At 61.2% G+C, this 21,189-nt stretch carries 15 protein-coding genes; 13 read left to right on the top strand and 2 right to left on the bottom strand.

Annotated elements, in window-relative coordinates:
• The first annotated feature begins 101 nt into the window (after positions 1 to 101).
• The 3 genes from ACGHEN_RS08425 to ACGHEN_RS08415 all read left to right on the top strand — a co-directional run bounded on the left by ACGHEN_RS08425 (position 102) and on the right by ACGHEN_RS08415 (position 3,395).
• Positions 102 to 1,298 (top strand): MFS transporter, encoded by a 1,197-nt coding sequence (locus ACGHEN_RS08425; RefSeq protein ID WP_390398742.1) that lies wholly within the window; start codon positions 102 to 104, stop codon positions 1,296 to 1,298.
• A gap of 153 nt (positions 1,299 to 1,451) precedes the next feature.
• Entirely contained in the window at positions 1,452 to 2,828 is a 1,377-nt protein-coding gene (locus ACGHEN_RS08420) for an alpha-amylase family glycosyl hydrolase (protein ID WP_390398740.1), read from the top strand.
• A gap of 3 nt (positions 2,829 to 2,831) precedes the next feature.
• Positions 2,832 to 3,395 carry a uracil-DNA glycosylase family protein gene (locus ACGHEN_RS08415; protein WP_390398737.1) on the top strand — a complete coding sequence of 188 codons (564 nt, stop codon included), beginning with the start codon at positions 2,832 to 2,834 and terminating at the stop codon, positions 3,393 to 3,395.
• 1 nt (position 3,396) lies between these two features.
• On the opposite strand, the gene ACGHEN_RS08410 is transcribed toward ACGHEN_RS08415, so the two are convergent.
• Positions 3,397 to 4,056: a hypothetical protein gene (locus tag ACGHEN_RS08410; RefSeq protein ID WP_390398734.1), complete on the bottom strand. Its 660-nt coding sequence runs from the start codon at positions 4,054 to 4,056 to the stop codon at positions 3,397 to 3,399.
• Between the two features lie 93 nt (positions 4,057 to 4,149).
• On the opposite strand from ACGHEN_RS08410, the gene ACGHEN_RS08405 reads away from it, so the two are divergent.
• The 10 genes from ACGHEN_RS08405 to rpsJ all read left to right on the top strand — a co-directional run bounded on the left by ACGHEN_RS08405 (position 4,150) and on the right by rpsJ (position 20,131).
• Entirely contained in the window at positions 4,150 to 5,286 is a 1,137-nt protein-coding gene (locus tag ACGHEN_RS08405) for a pyridoxal phosphate-dependent aminotransferase (protein ID WP_390398732.1), read from the top strand.
• A gap of 506 nt (positions 5,287 to 5,792) precedes the next feature.
• Positions 5,793 to 6,314, top strand: coding sequence for a 50S ribosomal protein L10 (gene rplJ, locus ACGHEN_RS08400; RefSeq protein ID WP_117646079.1), 522 nt, complete (start codon positions 5,793 to 5,795; stop codon positions 6,312 to 6,314).
• A gap of 102 nt (positions 6,315 to 6,416) precedes the next feature.
• Positions 6,417 to 6,794 (top strand): 50S ribosomal protein L7/L12, encoded by a 378-nt coding sequence (gene rplL / locus ACGHEN_RS08395; RefSeq protein WP_006235005.1) that lies wholly within the window; start codon positions 6,417 to 6,419, stop codon positions 6,792 to 6,794.
• 313 nt (positions 6,795 to 7,107) lie between these two features.
• Positions 7,108 to 8,016 (top strand): UTP--glucose-1-phosphate uridylyltransferase, encoded by a 909-nt coding sequence (locus tag ACGHEN_RS08390; protein ID WP_390398728.1) that lies wholly within the window; start codon positions 7,108 to 7,110, stop codon positions 8,014 to 8,016.
• Between the two features lie 351 nt (positions 8,017 to 8,367).
• Positions 8,368 to 11,796 (top strand): DNA-directed RNA polymerase subunit beta, encoded by a 3,429-nt coding sequence (locus tag ACGHEN_RS08385; protein ID WP_231500742.1) that lies wholly within the window; start codon positions 8,368 to 8,370, stop codon positions 11,794 to 11,796.
• Between the two features lie 6 nt (positions 11,797 to 11,802).
• Positions 11,803 to 16,278 (top strand): DNA-directed RNA polymerase subunit beta', encoded by a 4,476-nt coding sequence (locus ACGHEN_RS08380; RefSeq protein ID WP_390398725.1) that lies wholly within the window; start codon positions 11,803 to 11,805, stop codon positions 16,276 to 16,278.
• A 439-nt stretch (positions 16,279 to 16,717) separates the two neighbouring features.
• Complete coding sequence (gene rpsL / locus ACGHEN_RS08375; protein WP_006235012.1) at positions 16,718 to 17,095, top strand: 30S ribosomal protein S12; 378 nt, start codon at positions 16,718 to 16,720, stop codon at positions 17,093 to 17,095.
• Positions 17,096 to 17,169: 74 nt separating this feature from the next.
• Positions 17,170 to 17,643: a 30S ribosomal protein S7 gene (gene rpsG, locus ACGHEN_RS08370; RefSeq protein WP_006235013.1), complete on the top strand. Its 474-nt coding sequence runs from the start codon at positions 17,170 to 17,172 to the stop codon at positions 17,641 to 17,643.
• A gap of 19 nt (positions 17,644 to 17,662) precedes the next feature.
• Positions 17,663 to 19,762, top strand: coding sequence for an elongation factor G (gene fusA, locus ACGHEN_RS08365; RefSeq protein ID WP_022094183.1), 2,100 nt, complete (start codon positions 17,663 to 17,665; stop codon positions 19,760 to 19,762).
• Between the two features lie 60 nt (positions 19,763 to 19,822).
• Entirely contained in the window at positions 19,823 to 20,131 is a 309-nt protein-coding gene (gene rpsJ / locus ACGHEN_RS08360; protein ID WP_022094184.1) for a 30S ribosomal protein S10, read from the top strand.
• 115 nt (positions 20,132 to 20,246) lie between these two features.
• Here the strand turns inward: rpsJ and ACGHEN_RS08355 are convergent, their stop codons facing one another.
• On the bottom strand, positions 20,247 to 21,023 hold the full coding sequence (locus ACGHEN_RS08355; protein ID WP_158565175.1) for a biotin--[acetyl-CoA-carboxylase] ligase: 777 nt from the start codon (positions 21,021 to 21,023) through the stop codon (positions 20,247 to 20,249).
• Positions 21,024 to 21,189 lie beyond the last annotated feature (166 nt).

Raw genomic sequence — 21,189 nt, 5'->3', positions numbered from 1 at the left:
CTCTGTGTATCGAATTGTTTTCGGCCCCGCATCTGTTGCTGACGGATGCGGGGCCGTTGCTATATAATCGCCTCCGCTCAAAACGATTGGAGACGTTATATATGACTCAGGCAAGGCAAGACGGCATCACGCTCAAGCAGTGGCTCCCGCTCATCGGACTCACCTGCTGCGCCTTCGTGTTCAACACGTCGGAGTTTATGCCCATCGGTCTTTTGACTGACATCGCCGCGTCGTTCTCGCTCACCGAGTCCCAAGCCGGCATCATGATCTCGGTCTATGCCTGGGGCGTCATGCTGCTGTCGTTGCCGCTCATGGTGTTCGCTTCGCGTTTCGAGTTTAAGCGGATGCTGCTGGGCGTGCTTGCCGTGTTCTCGCTCGGTCAGTTCCTGTCCGCTGTGGCGCCGACTTATCCCATCCTGGTCTGTGCGCGCCTGGTGGTCGCTTGCACACATGCCGTGTTCTGGTCGGTCGCTTCGATTATGGCCTCGCGCCTGGTCGACACGCGCCACGGGGCGCTCGCCATCAGCATGATCGCTACGGGCTCGTCCATCGCGCAGATCTTTGGTCTGCCCCTCGGTCGCGCTATTGGCTTGGCCGTGGGCTGGCGCATGACGTTTGCCGTGGTCGGGGTCCTCTCGGCCATCGCGGTCGTCTACCAGGCGACCGTGTTCCCGGCCATGCCGGCGGGCGAGCGCTTTACCGTCAAACAGTTGCCCGAGCTGCTCAAGAACCCGCTCCTGATCGCGCTCTACGCGGTCACGGTTTTTATGGCGACCGGCTACTACGCGGCTTACAGCTATATCGAGCCCTTCCTGGCACAGGTCGCGCACGTCGACGCGGGCGCTATCACCATGACGCTGACGGCGTTTGGCTGCTCTGGTCTGCTCGGAAGCTGGCTGTTTGGCCGCCTGTTCGATGGGCATCGCTTCCCGTTCTTGGCTATTACGCTCTCCGGCGTGCCGGCGGCTCTGCTGCTTATGGCTCCTGCAGCCTCGGCGCTCGTGTTGGTGCTTGCCGTCTGCGCGCTATGGGGCTGCTGCGCCACGGCCTTCAATGTGGCGTTCCAGGCTGAGCTCATCAAGTACACGCCGGCGGATTCGTCGGCCGTTGCCATGTCGATCTTCTCGGGCCTGTTCAATCTGGGTATCGGCACGGGCACGGCGATTGGTGGCGCCGTGGTGTCGGGCCCCGGTATCGCCTGGATCGGCTTCGTGGGCGGGGCGATCGCCGTCGTAGGCGTCATCCTCGCCATCACGGTGCTATTCCCAGCCATACGCCGCGCCAAGCCCGTCGCCTAATCACGTTCCCTCATCAATTGCGGTGGAATAGTTCCTGTTTAAGGCTTCTGAAGGCCCAAGCAGGAACTATTCCACCGCAACTTATTTTGGGGAAGAGGATCCAAGCCGGGCATACAATGGATGTCGTTGTGTTGCGCTTACCGGGAGGGTGCTATGTGGGCATACGAGACGACGTTCTATCAGATCTATCCGCTGGGCTTTTGCGGGGCTCCGCGCGAAAACGCTGCACCCGTTGCCGAGGATGAGCTCGCCCAGGCTGCCAACGCCGCGCCCAACCCCGATGCGCCCATCATGAAAATCGCCCAATGGGCCGACTACCTGCAAGAGCTCGGTATTGGCGCTGTGCTGATCAACCCGCCGCTCGAGTCTGATAGCCACGGCTACGATACGCGCAGCCTGCGCCATATCGACCGCCGCCTGGGTGGGGATGCCGACTTTGCCGCCGTATGCGAGACGCTGCACGCCCACGGCATCCGCGTGGTGCTCGACGCCGTCTTCAACCACGTCGGTCGCGGCTTTTGGGCCTTCCGCGATGTGCAGGAGCGTAAGTGGGACTCGCCGTACAAGGACTGGTTCCACATTAGCTTTGACGGCGACTCCTGCTATGGTGACGGCTTTTGGTACGAGGGTTGGGAAGGCCATCTTGAGCTTGTGAAGCTCAACCTGCAAAATCCCGCTGTGGTCGATTACCTGCTTGAGTCCGTGCGCCGCTGGGCCGAAGTCTTTGGCGTCGACGGTCTGCGCCTGGACGTCGCCTATATGCTCGATCGCGATTTTATGCGCCGCCTGCATACTTTTACCCGTGAGCTCAAGTCCGACTTTGTGCTGATCGGTGAGACGCTCCACGGCGACTACAACCAGATTGTCAACGACGAGATGCTCGACTCCTGCACCAACTACGAGTGCTACAAGGGCCTTTACTCCAGCTTTAATTCGGTCAACATGTTCGAGATTGCCCATTCGTTGCATCGCCAGTTTGGCGGCGATCCGTGGTGCATCTACCGCGGCAAACACCTGCTGTCGTTTGTCGACAACCACGATGTGCCGCGCCTGGCGAGCATCCTTACCGACAAGTCTTGCCTACGCCCCGCCTATGGCATGCTGTTTGGCATGCCAGGCATTCCGTGCGTCTATTACGGTAGCGAGTGGGGAATTGCTGGCGAAAAGGGCGGCCCCGATGGCGACTGGGCGCTGCGACCTGCGCTCGATGAGCCTGCGCCCAACGAGCTGACGGCCTTCATCAAGCAGCTCACGCACCTGCGCTCGGCCGACGACGCGGCGGCCCGTGCTCTCAACTACGGTGCCTATCGCAACGTGGTGATCCAGAACAAGCAGCTGCTGTTCGAGCGCGCCTGCGACGACGCGACGGTGCTTGTGGCGGTCAATGCCGTGAACGAGCCCTATACCTTTGGAGCCGGCGAACTCAACGGCTCCTTCGTCGACCTGCTTGCCGACGATGCTCCCACGGTCGAGCTGACGGGTACCCTTGAGCTTGCACCCTACGAGGTGCGCTATCTGCTGAGGGCCTAGCTCGTGGCCGCGCCGGACGAGGGCTATCAACATATTGAGCATAGGTTTGAACCCGTGTTTGACGAGCGCTCGCGCGTTTTGGTGCTCGGGTCGTTTCCCTCGGTGCTTTCGCGTGCCAATGCCTTTTATTACGGTAACCCTCAGAATCGCTTTTGGCGCGTGATGGCCGCATGCCTCGGTGTGCCCGTGCCGCCCAACGAGGGCGACCCTTTGGCAAGCGGTGAGCCTGCGACGCTCGACGCCTCGATTGTCGCCAAGCGCTCCATGCTGCTGAACGGCGGCGTGGCCCTGTGGGACGTGATCGAGAGCTGTGACATTAAGGGCTCGAGTGACGCGAGCATTCGCAACGTTGTGCCGGCACATATCGAGCGCATTACCGGCGCAGCTCCCATTGAGCAGGTGATATGCAACGGAGGTACAGCTGGCCGGCTCTACAAGCGCTATCTACAAGAACGCACCGGGCTGCCCGCCATCGTCCTGCCCTCGACGAGTCCCGCCAATGCCGCCTGGCGTCTGGAGCGTCTTGTTGAGCGTTGGCACGAAGCCGTTGACTGGGCCGCTCTCTAATTTAGATATCTGATTGGGCGCGGGCGCCGAGGCGTTTCAGAACGCCTCGCCAGATCGGCGCGGGCACGGCTGGCTCGGCGCAAACCATGCCGTCGACGTTGGCGTTGACGGCATTGCCGCCGCCAAGTCGCTGCGCATGCTCGACGGAGCAGCCCATGCGAACGGCGCCTACGAGCTTGTCCATCGCTTCGGAAAATGGCCGGCGCAAGAGGCCCATACGCGGGGAGTGGCGAAGCGCCGCAATACCGCTGCCGGCACAGACGACAACGCCGCCACACCACAATTGGTCATGGCGCTCACATGCCTTGTGCAGACGAACGGCGGTCCCGCGCGCCTGCTTAGCGCCCTCTTGTGCGGCTCGAATCGCGGCATAGACGCGCGTTCCCGTACCGCCAAAGCGTTCAAGCGCCTGCTCGATAGCTGTCAACGTCTCATCGTCAGCCACATCTTCAATGGCTAGCACGATGCCATCGACTGCACCGGCATCATCCGCTTCCAAATCGATCGGGCGGGGGAGCGCGGTGTCGGAAAGCTGAGCATAGGCGGCGATGGCATCCTGCAGGTCCCAGAGCAAAAACTCAAGATCGGCGCTATCGGGAATGCTGATATACGCAATGGTTCGCAACGTTTTTGGCACATCGCCGCGTGTGGTCGTCTCCATGCCGCCTCCTTTCCGGTTGGTTTCCGTTTAGGTTACACCGTCTGGCGGTGCCTCGCCGCGCTATCCTAGTGCAACCCTTACGAAAGGAACGCCATGCGTCTGCCCATGAACACCTCGCTTGCCACGCTCAAGCCCTCCGGCATCCGTCGGATTAACGCGCTCGCTGCCCAGTACCCAGGATGCATTGCGCTCGCGCTCGGCGAGCCCGATTTTTCCACGCCCGATATGATTAGCGCCGAGGTGACCGCTTCGTTGGACCGCGGCGACACGCACTATCCGCCCAACAACGGTCGCCCCGCTCTGCGCGAAGCGCTGTCTGCCTACATGGGTGGCGCGGGCCTGGCGTTTTCCGCCGACGAGGTCATCCTGACCGACGGCGCGACCGAGGCCCTGTCGGCAACATTCATGGCTATGCTCAACCCCGGCGACGAGGTCATTATCCCCACGCCGGCCTTTGGCCTGTACGAGAGCATCGTCGTGGCCAATCACGCCAAAGCGGTCTTTTTGGATACAGAGCCTGCGCAATTCCAGATTGATGAGGAGGCGCTTCGTGCCTGTGTGACGCCGGCGACTAAGGCCATCGTCATCTGCTCGCCCAACAATCCCACGGGTTGCATCCTCGACGCGGCATCGCTCGACGCCGTGGCACACGTGGCGGAGCAGGCGGGCATCTACGTGGTCTGCGACGACGTATATAACCGCCTGGTCTACGTGGACGGCTACGAGCGATTTGCCCAGCGCCACCCGGAGCTACGCGAGCAGACGGTGGTCATCGAGAGCTTCTCCAAGCCCTGGGCCATGACCGGCTGGCGTTTAGGTTGGCTCGCAGCGGCAACCCCCGTCATCGCCGAGATCGCAAAGGCCCACCAATACCTAGTATCGAGCGCCGTCTCCTTTGAGATGGACGCCGCGGCCCGAGCCCTGACCGTCGACCCAACCCCCATGCTCAAAGTCTACCGAGCCCGCCGCGAACGCGCGCTCGCGGCCTTAGACGCCATGGGCCTCGACGTAGTGGAACCGGCAGGCGCCTTCTACGCTTTCCCCAACATCAAACAGTACGGCCTAACAAGCGAAGATTTCTGCATCAAAGCCATCAAAGAGGCAAACGTAGCCCTAGTCCCGGGAGACTGCTTCGGCACCGAAGGCCACATCCGCCTAAGCTACTGCGTATCCGACCAAGATCTGGGCGAAGGCCTAAATCGCCTGTCCACCTTCATTTCAACCTTGTAGCCATCGGGGACGCAACACATCAGCCCACCGACATAAGGGTTATGCGTGGGGGCGTCGCTCAACGGAAAACCGGGCTGCCCCAAAGTCACCGCAGGCCGCGCCGCCGAAGGCCGGGCGCAAGGTTTTCGTAGATTCCGCACGAGCCGGAAAGCACTTAATGTGCTTTCCGAGCGAGCCCAGGACCTGACCGAGCGAAAACCTTGCGCCCGGCCTTCGGCGGCGCGGTCGGAATGGTGGAATTGTGTGCAGCCCGGATTTCCGTTGACCGACGCCGGGGTCCCCGCCATAATAATTTCGGTTCACGCACGAATCCGCTGCCAGAGACAGCCGGTGCAAACGGGCATTGCCCGCGAGCTTAATGGGATATCCCGCCAGCCGAGGTGGTCGAGTAGATATGTCTTCTCGCCCCCGTCGCTCATGCAGCGCGGGGGCTTTCTTTTTGGACATGCCCCCGTCACGTCCTTGTGGCGGACCGTGCCCGGAAAGAATTCGAGGAGGTGTAATTCATGCCCCAGCAGTACAAAATCGACAAGGTTGCAGAGATTGAGTCCCGTATCGCCGAGAACGCCGGTCTGTTCGTCGTCAACTACAACGGTCTGACGGTTAAGCAGGCTCAGGAGCTGCGTCATCAGCTTCGCGAGTGCGGCGCCGAGATGAAGGTCTACAAGAACAACCTGGTCAAGATCGCTCTCAAGAACCAGGAGCAGCCCGAGCTCGACGAGATCCTCGCCGGCCCCGTCGCTTATGTGTTCTACGAGACCGAGCCGGTCGAGGCCGCTAAGACCCTTAAGGACTTCTCCGCTAAGTCCAAGGGCGTCCTTGAGATCAAGGGCGGTATCTCCGACGGCAAGGCCGTTTCCGCTGATGATGTTAAGGCTATCGCCGAGCTGCCCACCAAGGACCAGCTTCTCGGCCAGATTGCCGGTCTCATCTCCGGTTTCGCTCGCGACATCGCTGTCTGCGTCAACGGCGTTTCCTCTGGTCTCGCTCGTTCGATCCAGCAGGTCTCCGAGCAGAAGGCAGCCTAGTCGCTGTTTTCACCCGCGGCGGCAACGCCGCACCCCTGGCGCATTCGCGCCGTGTTTTAACTGATCTCCGTGCACAGACACGGAAACCGAAAGGACTTAGAAATGGCTAAGCTTACCACCGATGAGATCATCGATGCTCTTAAGGAAATGACCCTTCTCGAGGCTTCCGAGCTCGTTAAGGCTATCGAGGACACCTTCGGCGTTTCCGCCGCTGCTCCTGCCGCTGTTGTCGCCGCTCCCGCCGCTGGCGCTGCTGAGGCCGAGGAGAAGACCGAGTTTGACGTCGTGCTCGAGGGCTTCGGCGACAACAAGATCCAGGTCATCAAGGCCGTCCGTGAGCTCACCAACCTTGGCCTGAAGGAGGCCAAGGAGGTCGTCGAGGGCGCTCCCAAGGCTGTTCTCGAGGGTGCCAAGAAGGAGGACGCCGAGGCTGCCAAGGAGAAGCTCGAGGCTGCTGGCGCTGCTGTCACCCTCAAGTAATCAGGCTTTCTCGCCAGATTTCTTTGCAGACGGGGTTCGCATTGCGAGCCCCGTCTTTTTCGTTTTGATCCTTCTATTTTGTTGGCTCGGCATACAAATTGCTGCCGCTTGCGGTGCTTTGGGGTCGCTACCGTTGGGCGATAAAATTGCACCATTCGAGCAATAATTTGCGTTGACCTGCTGAAGAATGGCGCTTGCCTACATTAACGTTAATTAACGGCGGTAAGATAAACCGGTATCGCAATTTGGTCTGCGGCCGCCGTGCCGCACGCACAGGGCGCATCCTGCGCCTGCGAAAGGATCCCTGAATACTATGAAGGCAATCATCCCCGCCGCCGGTCTTGGCACGCGTTTTCTGCCTGGCACCAAGTGCACGCCTAAAGAGATGCTGCCGGTGCTCGACAAGCCGGTCATCCAGTACGTCGTCGAGGAGGCGCTCGACCCCGAGGAGGTCGACGACGCCATTATCGTCACCTCTCCCGGCAAGCCCGAGTTGCTGAGCTACTTCCAGCCCGATCGTTCGCTCGAGAACCTGCTGCGCGAGCGCGGCAAGGATGCTTATGCCGACGCCGTCGCCCATGCGGGCGGTATGCCGGTCGACTTCCGCTATCAGTACGAGCCCAAGGGCCTCGGTCACGCCATTCGCTCTGCCGCTGACGCTGTGGCGGGGGAGAACTTCCTGGTTCTTCTGGGCGACTACGTTGTGCCCAACCGCGACATCTGCGACAAGATGCTTGCCGTCTCCAAGGAGCACGGTGGCGCTTCTGTTATCGCCGTTGCCGCGTGCGCTCCCGAGGAAGTCAGCCGCTATGGCGTTATCGCCGGCGATCGCGTGGGCGCTCTCGAGGGCTTCGAGAATGCCGCCGACGACGAGCCCGGTGCCGTTTGGCGCATCGGCGGCCTGGTCGAGAAGCCCGCTCCCGAGGCGGCTCCGTCCAACCTGTACATCGTCGGTCGCTACCTGCTGAGCCCGTTGGTCATGGACCTGCTGGCCGATCAGCAGGCCGGTAAGGGCGGCGAGATCCAGCTGACCGACGCCATGGCCCGCTCGCTCGACCGCGAGGCCATGTACGCCGTCGTCATCGACCCGCTGTCGGGCTACGATACCGGTACCCCGTCTGGCTGGATGGCCACCAACGCCCTCATGGCTGCAAGCGATCCTCGCTTTGCCGGCGCCTTCTGGGATGCCATCGACGAGCGCGGCGGTTTGATGCGTAAGTAAGCCTTCGGGCATCGACATTTACGGGTGCGGACTTCGGTTTGCGCCCGTTTTTTTATAAGAGCTGCGATTGCTAACCCTCTGTTCACAGAAAATATATGAACAGGTGTTCGATGCACATCCATCTACCTGCATGTTTTCTGTCGAAAAACTTTGCTACTCCAAAAACTCAATCACGTCAAGGCTTTTCTTGCTCAACGGTCGGTACCTGATAAACTATTAGGTTGCGATAACTGGCGAAGCTATGCCTCGCCAATCCACCGAGCATTTCCGTGAAGGAGGAAAAACCTGGTGACCTACGCATACACTGCCACTGAGCGCAAGCGCGTCAGCTTCGGGAAAATCCCGGAGGCCATGGAGCTCCCCAACCTTATCTCTGTTCAAAGGGAATCCTTTGAGCGTTTTAAGGACGAGGGCCTTCGTGAGGCGTTCAAGGAATCCAGCCCCATCCAGAGTCAGAACCATGTTCTCGAGGTTACCTTCGGCGAGCATCAGTTTGGCGATCCCGCGCACACCGTCGAGGAGTGCCGCGAGAAGGACATGACCTATCAGGCCCCGCTTCTGACTGACGTCCGTCTCACCAACAAGGAGACCGGCGAGATCAAGGAGCAGCTCGTCTTTATGGGCGACTTCCCCATGATGACCGATCAGGGCACCTTCATCATCAACGGTACCGAGCGTATCGTCGTCTCGCAGCTCGTCCGCTCCCCGGGCGTGTACTACAGCTCCGAGATGGATTCGGGCAAGCAGATCTACAAGGCCCAGATCATCCCGTCCCGCGGTGCCTGGCTTGAGTTTGAGGTCGACAAGCGCGACCAGCTCATGGTCTCCATCGACCGTAAGCGCAAGCAGAGCGCCACGATGTTCCTGCGCGCCCTTGGCATCGCCGTCACCAACGACGATATCATCGAGCTGCTCGGCAACTCCGATGTGATCAAGCGCACCCTCGAGCGCGATACCGCCCTTACCCGCGAGGATGCTCTTATCGAGATCTACCGTCGCCTGCGCCCGGGCGAGCCTCCCACCGTGGATGCTTCCCGCAGCCTGCTCGAGGGCCTGCTCTTCAACCCGCAGCGCTACGATCTGGCCCGCGTCGGTCGCTACAAGGTCAACAAGAAGCTCAACCTCACCACCGAGGAAGAGGTCACGGTGCTCACCGACGAGGATATCGTCGCTACGCTGCGCTACCTGCTGTCCCTCGCTGCTGGCGAGCAGGGCTTCAAGGTCGACGACATCGACCACTTTGGCAACCGCCGCATTCGCACCGTCGGCGAGCTCGTCGCCAACCAGTTCCGTATCGGTATGAGCCGTATGGAGCGCGTCGTCCGTGAGCGCATGAGCTCCCAGGACATCGACGAGATCACCCCGCAGTCGCTCATCAACATCCGTCCGATCGTGGCCTCTATCAAGGAGTTCTTCGGTTCCTCGCAGCTCTCGCAGTTCATGGACCAGGCAAACCCCCTGACCGGTCTGACCCACAAGCGCCGTCTGTCCGCACTCGGCCCCGGCGGTCTTGCCGGCCACAAGTCGGGCTCCAGCCGCCGCACCAACGTGCCGACGGCCGTCCGCGACGTTCACAACTCGCACTACAGCCGCATGTGCCCGATCGAGACCCCCGAAGGCCCCAACATCGGCCTGATCGGCTCGCTCGCCCTCTACGCCCGCGTCAACGAGTATGGCTTCATCGAGGCCCCGTTCCGTCGTGTCGAGAACGGCGTTGCCACCGATCAGATCGACTGGATGACCGCTGACGAGGAAGAGAAGCACGTCATCGCGCCGGCCAACACGCCGCTCGATCCCAAGACCAACGAGTTCATCACGACCGATGCCGAGGGCAAGATCGTCCGTCCGCATACCGTGATCGCCCGTACCCGCGACTTCGACGGCTCCTTCGGCGCTCCCGCCGACGTGCCTGTCGAGGACGTCGACTACATGGACGTCTCGCCGCGTCAGATGCTCTCCGTCGCAGCCACGCTGATTCCGTTCCTCGAGCACGACGACGCCAAGCGTACGCTCATGGGCGCCAACATGCAGCGTCAGGCCGTGCCGCTGGTTCACCCCGCCGCTCCCTATGTCGGTACCGGCATGGAGCGTCGCGCCGCCCTGGACTCTGGCGAGGTTACCCTGGCCAAGAACGCCGGCGAAGTCATCTATGCCGACGCCTCCAAGATTATCGTCAAGCACGCCGGCGGCATGGACGAGTATCACCTGGCCAAGTACCAGCGCTCCAACCAGTCCACCTGCATCAACCACCGTCCGCTCGTGCGCGTCGGTGACACCGTTGAGCAGGGCGAGCCTCTGGCCGACGGTCCTTCGACCGATCATGGCGAGCTCGCACTGGGCCAGAACCTCACCGTGGCATACATGCCGTGGGAAGGCTTCAACTACGAGGACGGTATCGTCGTGTCCGAGCGCCTGGTGGCCGAGGACCTGCTGACGACCATCAATATCACCCGTCACGAGATCGACGCCCGCGACACCAAGCTCGGCCCCGAGGAGATCACTCGCGAGATCCCGAACCTCTCCGAGGACATGCTTGCCAACCTCGACGAGGACGGCATCATCCGCATCGGCGCCGAGGTCGGCCCTGGCGACATCCTGGTCGGCAAGGTCACGCCTAAGGGCGAGAGCGCTCTGACCGCCGAGGAGCGCCTGCTGCGCGCCATCTTCGGTGCCAAGGCTCACGATGTTCGCGACACCTCCCTTAAGATGCCTCACGGCGCTTATGGCCGCGTCATCGACGTCGTCCGCTTTAGCCGCGAGAACGGCGACGACCTGGCCCCCGGCGTCAACGAGCAGGTGCGCGTCTACGTCGCCCAGCGTCGTAAGATCCAGCAGGGCGATAAGATCGCCGGTCGCCACGGCAACAAGGGCGTTATCTGTAACGTTCTGCCGGTCGAGGACATGCCCTACATGGCTGACGGTACCCCGATCGACGTTATCCTCAACCCGCTGGGCGTTCCTTCGCGTATGAACGTCGGTCAGCTGCTCGAGTGCCACCTTGGCTGGGCTGCTGCCTGCGGTTGGGATACCGAGGATGCCGACTCCGACAAGTATGTCCCCGGTCCGTTCTTCGTCTCGACGCCCGTCTTCGACGGCGCCAAGGAGGACGAGATCGCCGAGGTCATCCGTCGCGCCAACAAGAACATGCTCAACAAGGCCACCGCTGCCTTTGGCGATCACATGCGCCCCGAGTTTGTCACCCAGCTTGACGAGCGCGGCAAGACCCGCCTGTTCGACGGCCGCACCGGCGAGGAGTTCCGCGAGCCCATTACCGTGGGTACGTCCTACATCCTCAAGCTCGGCCACATGGTCGACGACAAGATCCACGCCCGTTCGACCGGCCCTTACAGCCTGGTTACCCAGCAACCGCTGGGCGGCAAGGCTCAGTTCGGCGGCCAGCGCTTCGGCGAGATGGAAGTTTGGGCACTGTACGCATACGGTGCTGCCAACGTCCTGCAGGAGATCCTGACCGTCAAGTCCGACGATACCGTGGGCCGCGTCAAGACCTACGAGTCCATCGTCAAGGGCGAGAACGTCCCGGTTCCGGGTATCCCCGAGTCCTTCAAGGTTCTCGTCAAGGAGATCCGTTCCCTCGCACTGGACATCGAGCCCATGCACGATGCCGACGAGGACGCCTCCGCCCCTGTGACCGCCGAGGAGACCTCTGCTCTCGACGACCTGGCTGCGCTCGCCGGCGTTGACACCGACGTCGAGGCCCAGGATGCCGAGACCGCCGAGGCACCCGAGGCTGTCGCCGCCACGACCACTGATAAGGAGTAGTTGACTGTGGCAGATTTCGAAGCTACTGATTTTGACTCGGTAAAGATCTCCCTTGCCTCCGCCGACCAGATCCGTTCCTGGTCGCACGGTGAGGTCAAGAAGCCGGAGACCATCAATTACCGTACCCTCAAGCCCGAGAAGGACGGCCTGTTCTGCGAGAAGATCTTCGGTCCCGCCAAGGACTGGGAGTGCTCCTGCGGCAAGTACAAGGGCATCCGCTTTAAGGGCATCGTCTGCGAGCGCTGCGGCGTCGAGGTCACCTCGGCCAAGGTTCGTCGCGAGCGCATGGGTCACATCGAGCTCGCCGCTCCCGTGTCCCACATCTGGTACTTCAAGAGCCCCACGAGCTTCCCGATGAGCCGTATGCTCGACATCAAGTCCAAGGACCTCGAGAAGGTTCTGTACTTTGCCAGCTACATCATCACCGAGGTCGACTACGAGGCTCGCGAGGCCGACGCTGACGACCTGCGCGAGGAGCTCGCCGCCGATCTGGAAGAGATCGATGCCGAGTGCGCCCGCCAGATCGAGTCCCTCAAGGAGCAGGGCAACCCCGAGAACTTTGACGAGTTCTCCGACGAGGAGCCGCTGACCCCCGAGGAGATCGCCTCTGGCATCGTCGACATCGAGGAAGAGTGCAAGGACGAGAAGCAGCTCCGCACGGACGCCTTCAACGCCTTCATGAAGCTCACCGAGCGCGACCTCATCTCCGATGAGCCGCTGTTCCGCGAGATGACCCGTTACTACTCCATGTACTTCAAGGGTGGTATGGGTGCCGAGGCCGTCCGCGACCTGCTCGCTGCCATCGACCTCCCCTCCGAGGCCGAGAAGCTCAAGGCCATCATCGCCGACGAGGATTCCCAGAAGCAGAAGCGCGAGAAGGCCGTTAAGCGCCTCGAGGTCGTTGACGCCTTCCTGAAGGGCGGCAACAGCCCCGCGAACATGATCCTGGATGTCATCCCGGTCATTCCGCCCGATCTGCGCCCGATGGTCCAGCTCGACGGCGGCCGCTTCGCCGCGTCCGACCTCAACGACCTGTATCGTCGCGTGATCAACCGTAACAACCGACTCAAGCGCCTGCTCGACCTGGACGCCCCTGCGATCATCGTGAACAACGAGAAGCGCATGCTCCAGGAGTCCGTGGATGCCCTGTTCGACAACGGCCGTCGTGGTCGCCCGGTCTCTGGCCGTGGCGGTCGCCCGCTCAAGTCGCTCGCCGAGGCCCTCAAGGGCAAGCAGGGTCGTTTCCGTCAGAACCTGCTGGGCAAGCGTGTCGACTACTCCGGCCGTTCGGTAATCGTTACCGACCCCAAGCTGCTGCTGCACCAGTGCGGTCTGCCCAAGACCATGGCGCTGGAGCTCTTCAAGCCCTTCGTCATGAAGCGCCTGGTCGAGCTCGGCAAGGTCGAGAACATCAAGGGCGCCAAGCGCGCTATCGACCGCGGTGCCACCTTTGTGTGGGATATCCTCGAAGAGGTCATCGACGGTCGCGTCGTGCTGCTCAACCGTGCACCGACCCTGCACCGTCTGTCCATCCAGGCCTTTGAGCCGGTGCTGGTCGAGGGCAAGGCTATCCACCTGCACCCGCTGGTCTGCTCGCCCTTCAACGCCGACTTCGACGGCGACCAGATGTCTGTCCACGTGCCGCTGTCCAGCCAGGCTCAGGCCGAGGCTCGCGTGCTCATGCTCTCTGCGAACAACCTGCGCTCGCCGGCATCCGGCAAGCCGGTTAACATCCCTTCGCAGGACATGATCATTGGTGTGTACTACCTCACCCAGGTCCGCGACGGCCTGCCCGGCGAGAACCACGTGTTCGCCAGCTTCGACGACGCGCTGCACGCCTATGACTGCCGCTCCGAGGTCGACATGCAGGCCAAGATCCAGGTTCGCGTGTCCGCTGCCGATGCCAACGTCATCAACGAGGACGGCACCCGTATCTTCCGCGTCAAGAACGGCAAGAACGAGTTCGTCGACTACGACGTTACCGGCAACAAGACCGCGCGCTTCGAGACCTCTATCGGCCGCATCATCTTCAACCGCCAGTGCCTGCCCGAAGACTATGAGTTCATGAACTACAAGATGGTCAAGGGCGATGTGGCCAAGCTGGTTGCCGACTGCTGCGATCGTTACCCCGAGGCCAAGGTCGGCCCGATCCTCGACGCCATCAAGTACTCCGGCTTCCACTACGCTACCCGCGCCGGCCTCACCATCTCGGTGTGGGACGCTCTCATCCCTGCCGAGAAGCAGGAGCTGCTCGATCGCGCCCAGGCCAACGTCGACCAGATCAACGAGTACTTCGAGGAGGGCTTCATCAACGAGACGGAGCGCCACATCGAAGTCGTTAACGAGTGGACCGCTTGTACCGACAAGGTTGCAGCGCTCATGCTCGACTTGTTCGACGAGGAGAACCCGCTCTATATGATGGCCGACTCCGGCGCCCGTGGTTCTAAGACCCAGCTGCGTCAGCTCGGCGGCATGCGTGGCCTGATGGCAGACATGTCCGGCGAGACGATCGACCTTCCCATTAAGGCGAACTTCCGCGAGGGCCTGCTGCCGCTCGAGTACTTCATTTCGACCTACGGCGCCCGTAAGGGCCTGGTCGATACCGCATCCCACACCTCGGACTCTGGTTACCTGACCCGTCGTCTGGTCGACGTGGCCCAGGACGTCATCGTCCGCGAGGAGGACTGCGGTACGCACGAGGGCGTCACCTACAACCTCATCATCCCCGGCACCACCGACCTCAACACCGACCTCGTCGGCCGTTGCTTCATTGAGGACGTCGTGGCTCCCGATGGCACCGTGCTCTTTGAGCAGGACGGCTACATCGAGAAGGTCGCCGACATCCAGAAGATGGTCGATGCGGGCCTCAAGAAGGTCAAGCTTCGCGCGCTGCTCACCTGCCGCTCCAAGTACGGCGTGTGCCAGAAGTGCTACGGCTGGGATCTTTCCACCCGTCGTCCGGTCGCCATCGGTACCGCGGTCGGCATTATTGCCGCCCAGTCCATCGGTGAGCCCGGTACGCAGCTTACGATGCGTACCATTCACTCCGGCGGCGTCGCTGGCGTCGACGATATTACGCAGGGCCTGCCTACGGTCAGCCGTATGTTCGATATCGTCGGCAACGTCAACGAGAAGATCCTGGGTCGCGAGGCCGAGCTGGCTCCGTACTCCGGTCACCTCTCGATTAAGCCCGAGAAGTCCGAGTACGTGCTGACGCTCACCGACTCCGAGGACCACACCCGTGTTCTCGACGAGCGTCGCGTCCCCGCTTCGGTGCGCTTTATGCCCGAGATCGAGGACGGCTGCGAGGTTCGCGCCGGCGACCAGATCACCAAGGGCTTCGTCAACTTCCGCAACCTGCGCAAGCTGACCGACATCGAGTCGACGATGCACACCTTCGTCGAGAGCGTCAAGGACGTCTACACCAGCCAGGGCGTCGACCTGAACGACAAGCACATCGAGGTGCTCGCACGTCAGATGCTGCGTCGCGTTCAGATCACCAACCCCGGTGACTCCAAGTACCTGCTTGGTCAGTACGTCGACCGCTACGAGTTTGCTGACGAGGTCGAGCGCGTTGCCCGTCTGGGCGGTCAGGCTCCTGTGGCCGAGCCCGTCATCCTGGGTACGCTCAAGGTCGCGTCCAACATCGACTCCTGGCTGTCGAGCGCTTCGTTCATCCGTACCGCCGGCGTCCTTACCGAGGCTGCCATTGAGGGCAAGGTCGACCACCTGCTCGACCTTAAGTCCAACGTCATCGTTGGTAAGAAGATTCCTGCCGGTACCGGCCTCAAGCCGTACGCCAACGCCAAGCTGACGTATCGCACGGCCGATGGCTACGTGGACATCGATGGCCCGGCTTCGCCCAACGCCAAGTCGCTGCCTGAGTGGGCTCCTGTGGAGCTCAAGGACCTGGACGAGCAGCTCCCGCAGCAGCTCGACTGGGCCGGCTACGACGAGTTCGGCGGTGCTGACGGTTCGTTCACCCGCAACGGCCACACCATCTCCGCCGAGAAGGCTCGCCTGTACCTGTTCGACGACCTGGGCGTGTCGCAGCGCTGGACCAACAAGTTCAGCGAGGTCGGCATCGAGACGGTCGGCGACCTGGTCGGCAAGTCCGAGGAAGATCTGCTGCGCATCGATGGCATCGGTGCCAAGGCGATCGAGGAGCTCCGTGACGGCCTGGAGGCCCACGACCTGCTCTACATCCTCGAGAACAACGACGACGTTGCCGACGAGGAAGACCTCTCGCAGCTGCTACAGATGGTCTTTAGCCCCGACGGTCCGGACGATATTCTGCTGGGTACCTCCGCTCCGACGCATCACGCCGACGCCGACGAGGAGCTCCTGGGCGCCCCGATCGACGACAAGAAGGCTCCCGCCAACGGTGTCATCAACGAGGACATGGCTTCTCTCGATGAGCTGCTCAACCAGCTCGTGGACACCGACGACGCCGAAGAGGCCAAGGACAACGACGAGGAGTAACTTCCAAGTACGTTAACCGTCCTTCCAAAGACCCGTTTCCCAGTAGGGAAGCGGGTCTTTTTTGATGAGGAACGTTGCCCCGACGAGCGCGTCGGATTCCCGGAACGGGCCGCCCGCTGTTTAAGTTTGTCGCGAGTTCCGCATGAGCCGGAGGCCACTTAATGTGGCCTCCGTGCGAGCCAGGACTGTAGAGCAGCAAACTTAACCCCTGTGCCGCCCGGCCCGGGAATCCGCCCCCCGCGCACAGGAGGAGATTCCTTTTGTGTAGGCTTTGCGGAAATGTGCTCATTTTGGGATACGCCCGGCGGCGTGGTCTGTTGACGGCACAGCTAACGCCACGTATCCTATCGAACTGCGTGTTTCGTAGGGGGATGCTGACCCCTCGATTCAAGCCGTTGCACTTTACAGAGAGCTGGAATCATTCGAGAAGGAGTACGCTTTGCCTACTATTAACCAGCTGGTTCGCCAGGGCCGTCGTTCCGTGCCCAAGAAGTCCAAGAACGCTGCTCTGCAGCACAACTCCCAGAAGCGCGGCGTGTGCACCCGCGTCTTCACCACGAGCCCCAAGAAGCCGAACTCGGCTCTTCGTAAGGTTGCCCGTGTTCGCCTTGTCAACGGCATCGAAGTTACTGCTTACATCCCGGGTGAGGGCCACAACCTGCAGGAGCACTCCATCGTGCTCGTCCGCGGCGGTCGTGTCCGTGACCTCCCTGGTGTCCGTTATCACGTCATCCGTGGCGCCTACGACGCTGCTCCGGTCCAGAACCGTATGCAGGCCCGTTCCAAGTACGGTGCTAAGCGCCCCAAGGCTAAATAAGCTAGATAACGTTTTGATACTTTCGCCGTGTGCCGTCTTGAGCGCCGCACGGTAGACACTTAAGGAGATTTCACATGCCGCGTCGTGCAGCAGCTAATCGTCGTGAGGTTCAGCCTGACGCCGTTTACAACAACCGCCTGGTGACTCAGCTCATCAACAAGGTCCTTCTTGACGGCAAGAAGGCCACCGCTGAGCGCATCGTTTACACCGCTTTCGAGATCGTTGCCGAGAAGTCCGAGGGTGGCGACGCTCTTGCTACCTTCAAGAAGGCTATGGACAACGTCAAGCCCACGCTCGAGGTTAAGCCCAAGCGTGTCGGTGGCGCTACCTATCAGGTCCCGATGGAGGTCAACTCCCGTCGTTCCACCGCTCTGGGTATCCGTTGGATCGTCAACTTCTCCCGCGCTCGCAAGGAGAAGACCATGGCCGAGCGTCTCGCCAACGAGATCCTCGACGCCTCCAACGGCCTGGGCGCTTCCGTCAAGAAGCGTGAGGACGTCTTCAAGATGGCCGAGGCCAACCGCGCGTTCTCTCACTATCGTTGGTAAGTTAAGGTAAGGAACTAACATGGCTAAGCCTAAGTACAAGCTTTCCGATACCCGTAACATCGGCATCATGGCTCACATCGATGCCGGTAAGACCACCACGACCGAGCGTATTCTTTACTACACCGGTAAGACCCACAAGATCGGTGAGGTCCATGAGGGTGCTGCCACCATGGACTGGATGGTTCAGGAGCAGGAGCGCGGCGTAACCATTACCTCCGCTGCTACCACGTGCTTCTGGAACAAGGACGGTAAGGACTACCGCATCCAGATCATCGACACTCCGGGCCACGTTGACTTCACCGCCGAGGTCGAGCGCTGCCTGCGCGTCCTCGATGGCGCTGTCGCCGTCTTCGACGCCGTTGCCGGCGTTCAGCCCCAGTCTGAGACCGTTTGGCGTCAGGCTTCCACCTTCAACGTCCCCCGCATCGCCTTCATCAACAAGTATGACCGCGTGGGCGCTGACTTCTTCAACGCTATCGAGACCATGAAGGATCGTCTCGACGCTAACGCCGTGGCCGCTCAGGTCCCGATGGGCGCCGAGGACAACTTCTGGGGCGTCATCGACCTGGTCACCATGACTGCATGGGACTTCAAGGCCGACGAGAAGGGTATGACCTACCCCGAGCCGATGGACGAGATCCCGGCTGAGTTTGCCGACATCGCTGCCACCAAGCGCGAGGAGCTCCTTGACGCTGCTGCCAGCTTTGACGACGAGCTCATGGAGAAGATCCTCATGGAGGAGGACTTCACCGTCGAGGAGCTCAAGGCTGCTCTGCGCAAGGGCGTTCTGGCCAACGAGCTCAACCTCGTCTTCGTGGGTTCCGCCTACAAGAACAAGGGCGTTCAGGAGCTGCTCGACGCTGTCGTCGACTACCTGCCCAGCCCGCTCGACGTTGAGGCCGTCACCGGTACCGATCCGGATACCGGCGAGGAGATCCAGCGTCATCCTTCCTTCGACGAGCCCTTCTCCGGCCTGGTCTTCAAGATTATGACCGACCCGTTCGTCGGTAAGCTCACCTATGTCCGCGTTTACTCCGGCCGCGCCGAGTCCGGCTCCTACGTGGTCAACGCTTCCAACGGTCAGCGCGAGCGCCTCGGCCGCATCCTCGAGATGAACGCCGCCGAGCGTATCGACCGTGACGACGCTGCCGCCGGCGACATCGTCGCTTGCGTCGGCTTCAAGAACTCCACCACCGGTGACACCCTGTGCGCCGAGGGCAAGGAGATCGTCCTCGAGAAGATCGAGTTCGCTAAGCCCGTTATCGACGTTGCCATCGAGCCCAAGACCAAGGCCGAGCAGGACAAGATGTCCCTGGCTCTGACCAAGCTCGCCGAGGAGGACCCGACCTTCCAGGTGTCCACCAACCACGAGACCGGCCAGACCATCATCGCCGGCATGGGCGAGCTGCACCTCGAGATCATCGTCGACCGTCTGCTCCGCGAGTTCAAGGTTGACGCTAACGTCGGTAAGCCCCAGGTTGCCTACCGCGAGACCGCTGGTCACGACGTCGAGAAGGCTGAGGGCAAGTTCGTCCGTCAGTCCGGCGGTCGCGGTCAGTACGGCCACGCTGTCATCAAGCTCGAGAAGATGGAGGAGGGCTTCGGCTACGAGTTCGTCAACGCTATCGTCGGCGGCGTCGTGCCCAAGGAGTACATCCCGTCCATCGACAAGGGCATCCAGGAGGCCCTGAACACCGGTGTTATCGCCGGCTTCCCGGTCCTCGACGTTAAGGTCACCCTGTTCGACGGTTCTTACCACGAGGTCGACTCCTCCGAGGCCGCCTTCAAGATCGCCGGCTCCATGGCTATCAAGGACGCCCTCAAGAAGTCCGATCCGCAGCTGCTCGAGCCGATCATGGCTGTCGAGGTCGAGACCCCCGAGCAGTACATGGGCGACGTTATGGGCAACCTCTCCGGTCGCCGCGGCAAGATCGAGGGCATGGAGGATCGCAAGAACAGCAAGCTCATCCGTGCCAAGGTGCCGCTGGGCGAGATGTTCGGTTACGCTACCGACCTTCGCTCCCAGACCCAGGGCCGTGCATCCTACACGATGCAGTTCGACTCTTATGAGCCCGCGCCTAAGTCCATCGTGGACGAGGTCATGAGCAAGAACGCCTAAGTTTGAGCTCCCTGTTACGTAATCCGCGAGAACATCTCTCGCACTCTTTGGAGGTTTAAGTTGGCTACCCAGAAGATCCGCATTCGCCTCAAGGGCTATGATCACGAGGTCGTCGATCAGTCCGCGAAGCTCATCGTCGAGACCGCTCAGAAGACCGGCGCTCGCGTTTCCGGTCCTGTCCCCCTGCCCACCGAGCGCAACCTGTACACGGTTATCCGCTCGCCGCACGTGAACAAGGACTCCCGTGAGCAGTTCGAGATGCGCACCCACAAGCGCCTCATCGACATCCTCGACCCCACCTCGGGCACCGTTGATTCGCTCATGCGTCTCGACCTCCCCGCTGGCGTCGACATCGACATCAAGCTCTAAGCGATATCGCTCATAGCTTAAAGGGCCCCGCTGCCGTTACGGTAGCGGGGCCCTTTTGTTTTGAATGGTGGTTTGGACTGTCGGACAATGCTGACGAGTAGGTGGCTGCGGCGCCCTATTCGCTCACGGGACGCAGCGATGCCTCCTCAAAATGGAAGGATCGCAAGTCGTCTTCCGTTTCGATGCACGCGCGACCAAAGGCATCAACGGTTTTAAAGATGCCGCGTGCCAGCTCGTCTCCAGCGGGTGAGCGGGCGATAACGTGCTTCCCAATCCAATTGAGGTGAGCGATATATTCGTCGTGGACGGGCGCGAGCGGACCGGCGTCTTTTTCCTTGGCGTTGAGGCGCTCTGCCCAGGCATCTACAGCGTCTATAACTGCGTGATAGACCTCATCGAGGAGCATGTCGACGGCAGGAACGTTCTCGTTAAGGTCCGAGAGATCGATTGCCGGCAAGCCGCCATCGGGCACCTCTTGGGGCGCATAGTTCACATTGACGCCAATGCCACATACGGCGAAAGGTTTGCCTTCGTTATCGCGTGCGGCCTCGACCAGAATGCCGCCGAGTTTGCGTTCACGCGCGACCAGGTCGTTGGGCCATTTGAGGCCAATTTCGTTTGCAAGACCCTGTTTTTCGAGCGCCTCGAGCACCGCTAGGCCGCTGACGGCGGCAAGACCAGAGAACTTTGCAGGATTAACGCATGGGCGCAGGACAATCGAAAGCAATAAGTTGCCGACGGTTGAGTCCCACTTGTGCCCGCGCCGGCCACGTCCTGCTGTTTGAGCCCGGGCGGCAAGTCCTGTGCCGTGCGGCGCTCCCTGTTTTCCTGCTTCGAGCAGGTCATCGTTGGTCGATCCGGTTACGTCGACTATCGTTAATTTGGCATCCATTATGGCTGCCACCTCCTTAATGAATAAGTGAATAACGCAATGGTCTCGAGAGATAGACACAATGTGAAGCCTTTGTCGCATTTGGACAATTTAATGTTAACACGTCAACAACGACAAAATTGCGCTATCCTCTCTTGGTCGATGTAAACACGTCAACAACTCAAAG

The organism is Collinsella sp. i06-0019-1H4, from assembly GCF_042849575.1.
Taxonomy (GTDB): domain Bacteria; phylum Actinomycetota; class Coriobacteriia; order Coriobacteriales; family Coriobacteriaceae; genus Collinsella.
This window is presented reverse-complemented; position numbering and strand designations above follow the sequence as displayed.

What these genes read in the sequence shown, in the direction of transcription:
- rplL (WP_006235005.1), top strand. Translation starts at nt 6,417, where the DNA reads ATGGCTAAGCTTACCACCGATGAGATCATCGATGCTCTTAAGGAAATG.
- ACGHEN_RS08420 (WP_390398740.1), top strand. Translation starts at nt 1,452, where the DNA reads ATGTGGGCATACGAGACGACGTTCTATCAGATCTATCCGCTGGGCTTT.
- fusA (WP_022094183.1), top strand. Translation starts at nt 17,663, where the DNA reads ATGGCTAAGCCTAAGTACAAGCTTTCCGATACCCGTAACATCGGCATC.
- ACGHEN_RS08355 (WP_158565175.1), bottom strand. Translation starts at nt 21,023, where the DNA reads ATGGATGCCAAATTAACGATAGTCGACGTAACCGGATCGACCAACGAT.
- rplJ (WP_117646079.1), top strand. Translation starts at nt 5,793, where the DNA reads ATGCCCCAGCAGTACAAAATCGACAAGGTTGCAGAGATTGAGTCCCGT.
- rpsG (WP_006235013.1), top strand. Translation starts at nt 17,170, where the DNA reads ATGCCGCGTCGTGCAGCAGCTAATCGTCGTGAGGTTCAGCCTGACGCC.
- ACGHEN_RS08385 (WP_231500742.1), top strand. Translation starts at nt 8,368, where the DNA reads ATGGAGCTCCCCAACCTTATCTCTGTTCAAAGGGAATCCTTTGAGCGT.
- ACGHEN_RS08390 (WP_390398728.1), top strand. Translation starts at nt 7,108, where the DNA reads ATGAAGGCAATCATCCCCGCCGCCGGTCTTGGCACGCGTTTTCTGCCT.
- ACGHEN_RS08425 (WP_390398742.1), top strand. Translation starts at nt 102, where the DNA reads ATGACTCAGGCAAGGCAAGACGGCATCACGCTCAAGCAGTGGCTCCCG.
- ACGHEN_RS08405 (WP_390398732.1), top strand. Translation starts at nt 4,150, where the DNA reads ATGCGTCTGCCCATGAACACCTCGCTTGCCACGCTCAAGCCCTCCGGC.
- ACGHEN_RS08410 (WP_390398734.1), bottom strand. Translation starts at nt 4,056, where the DNA reads ATGGAGACGACCACACGCGGCGATGTGCCAAAAACGTTGCGAACCATT.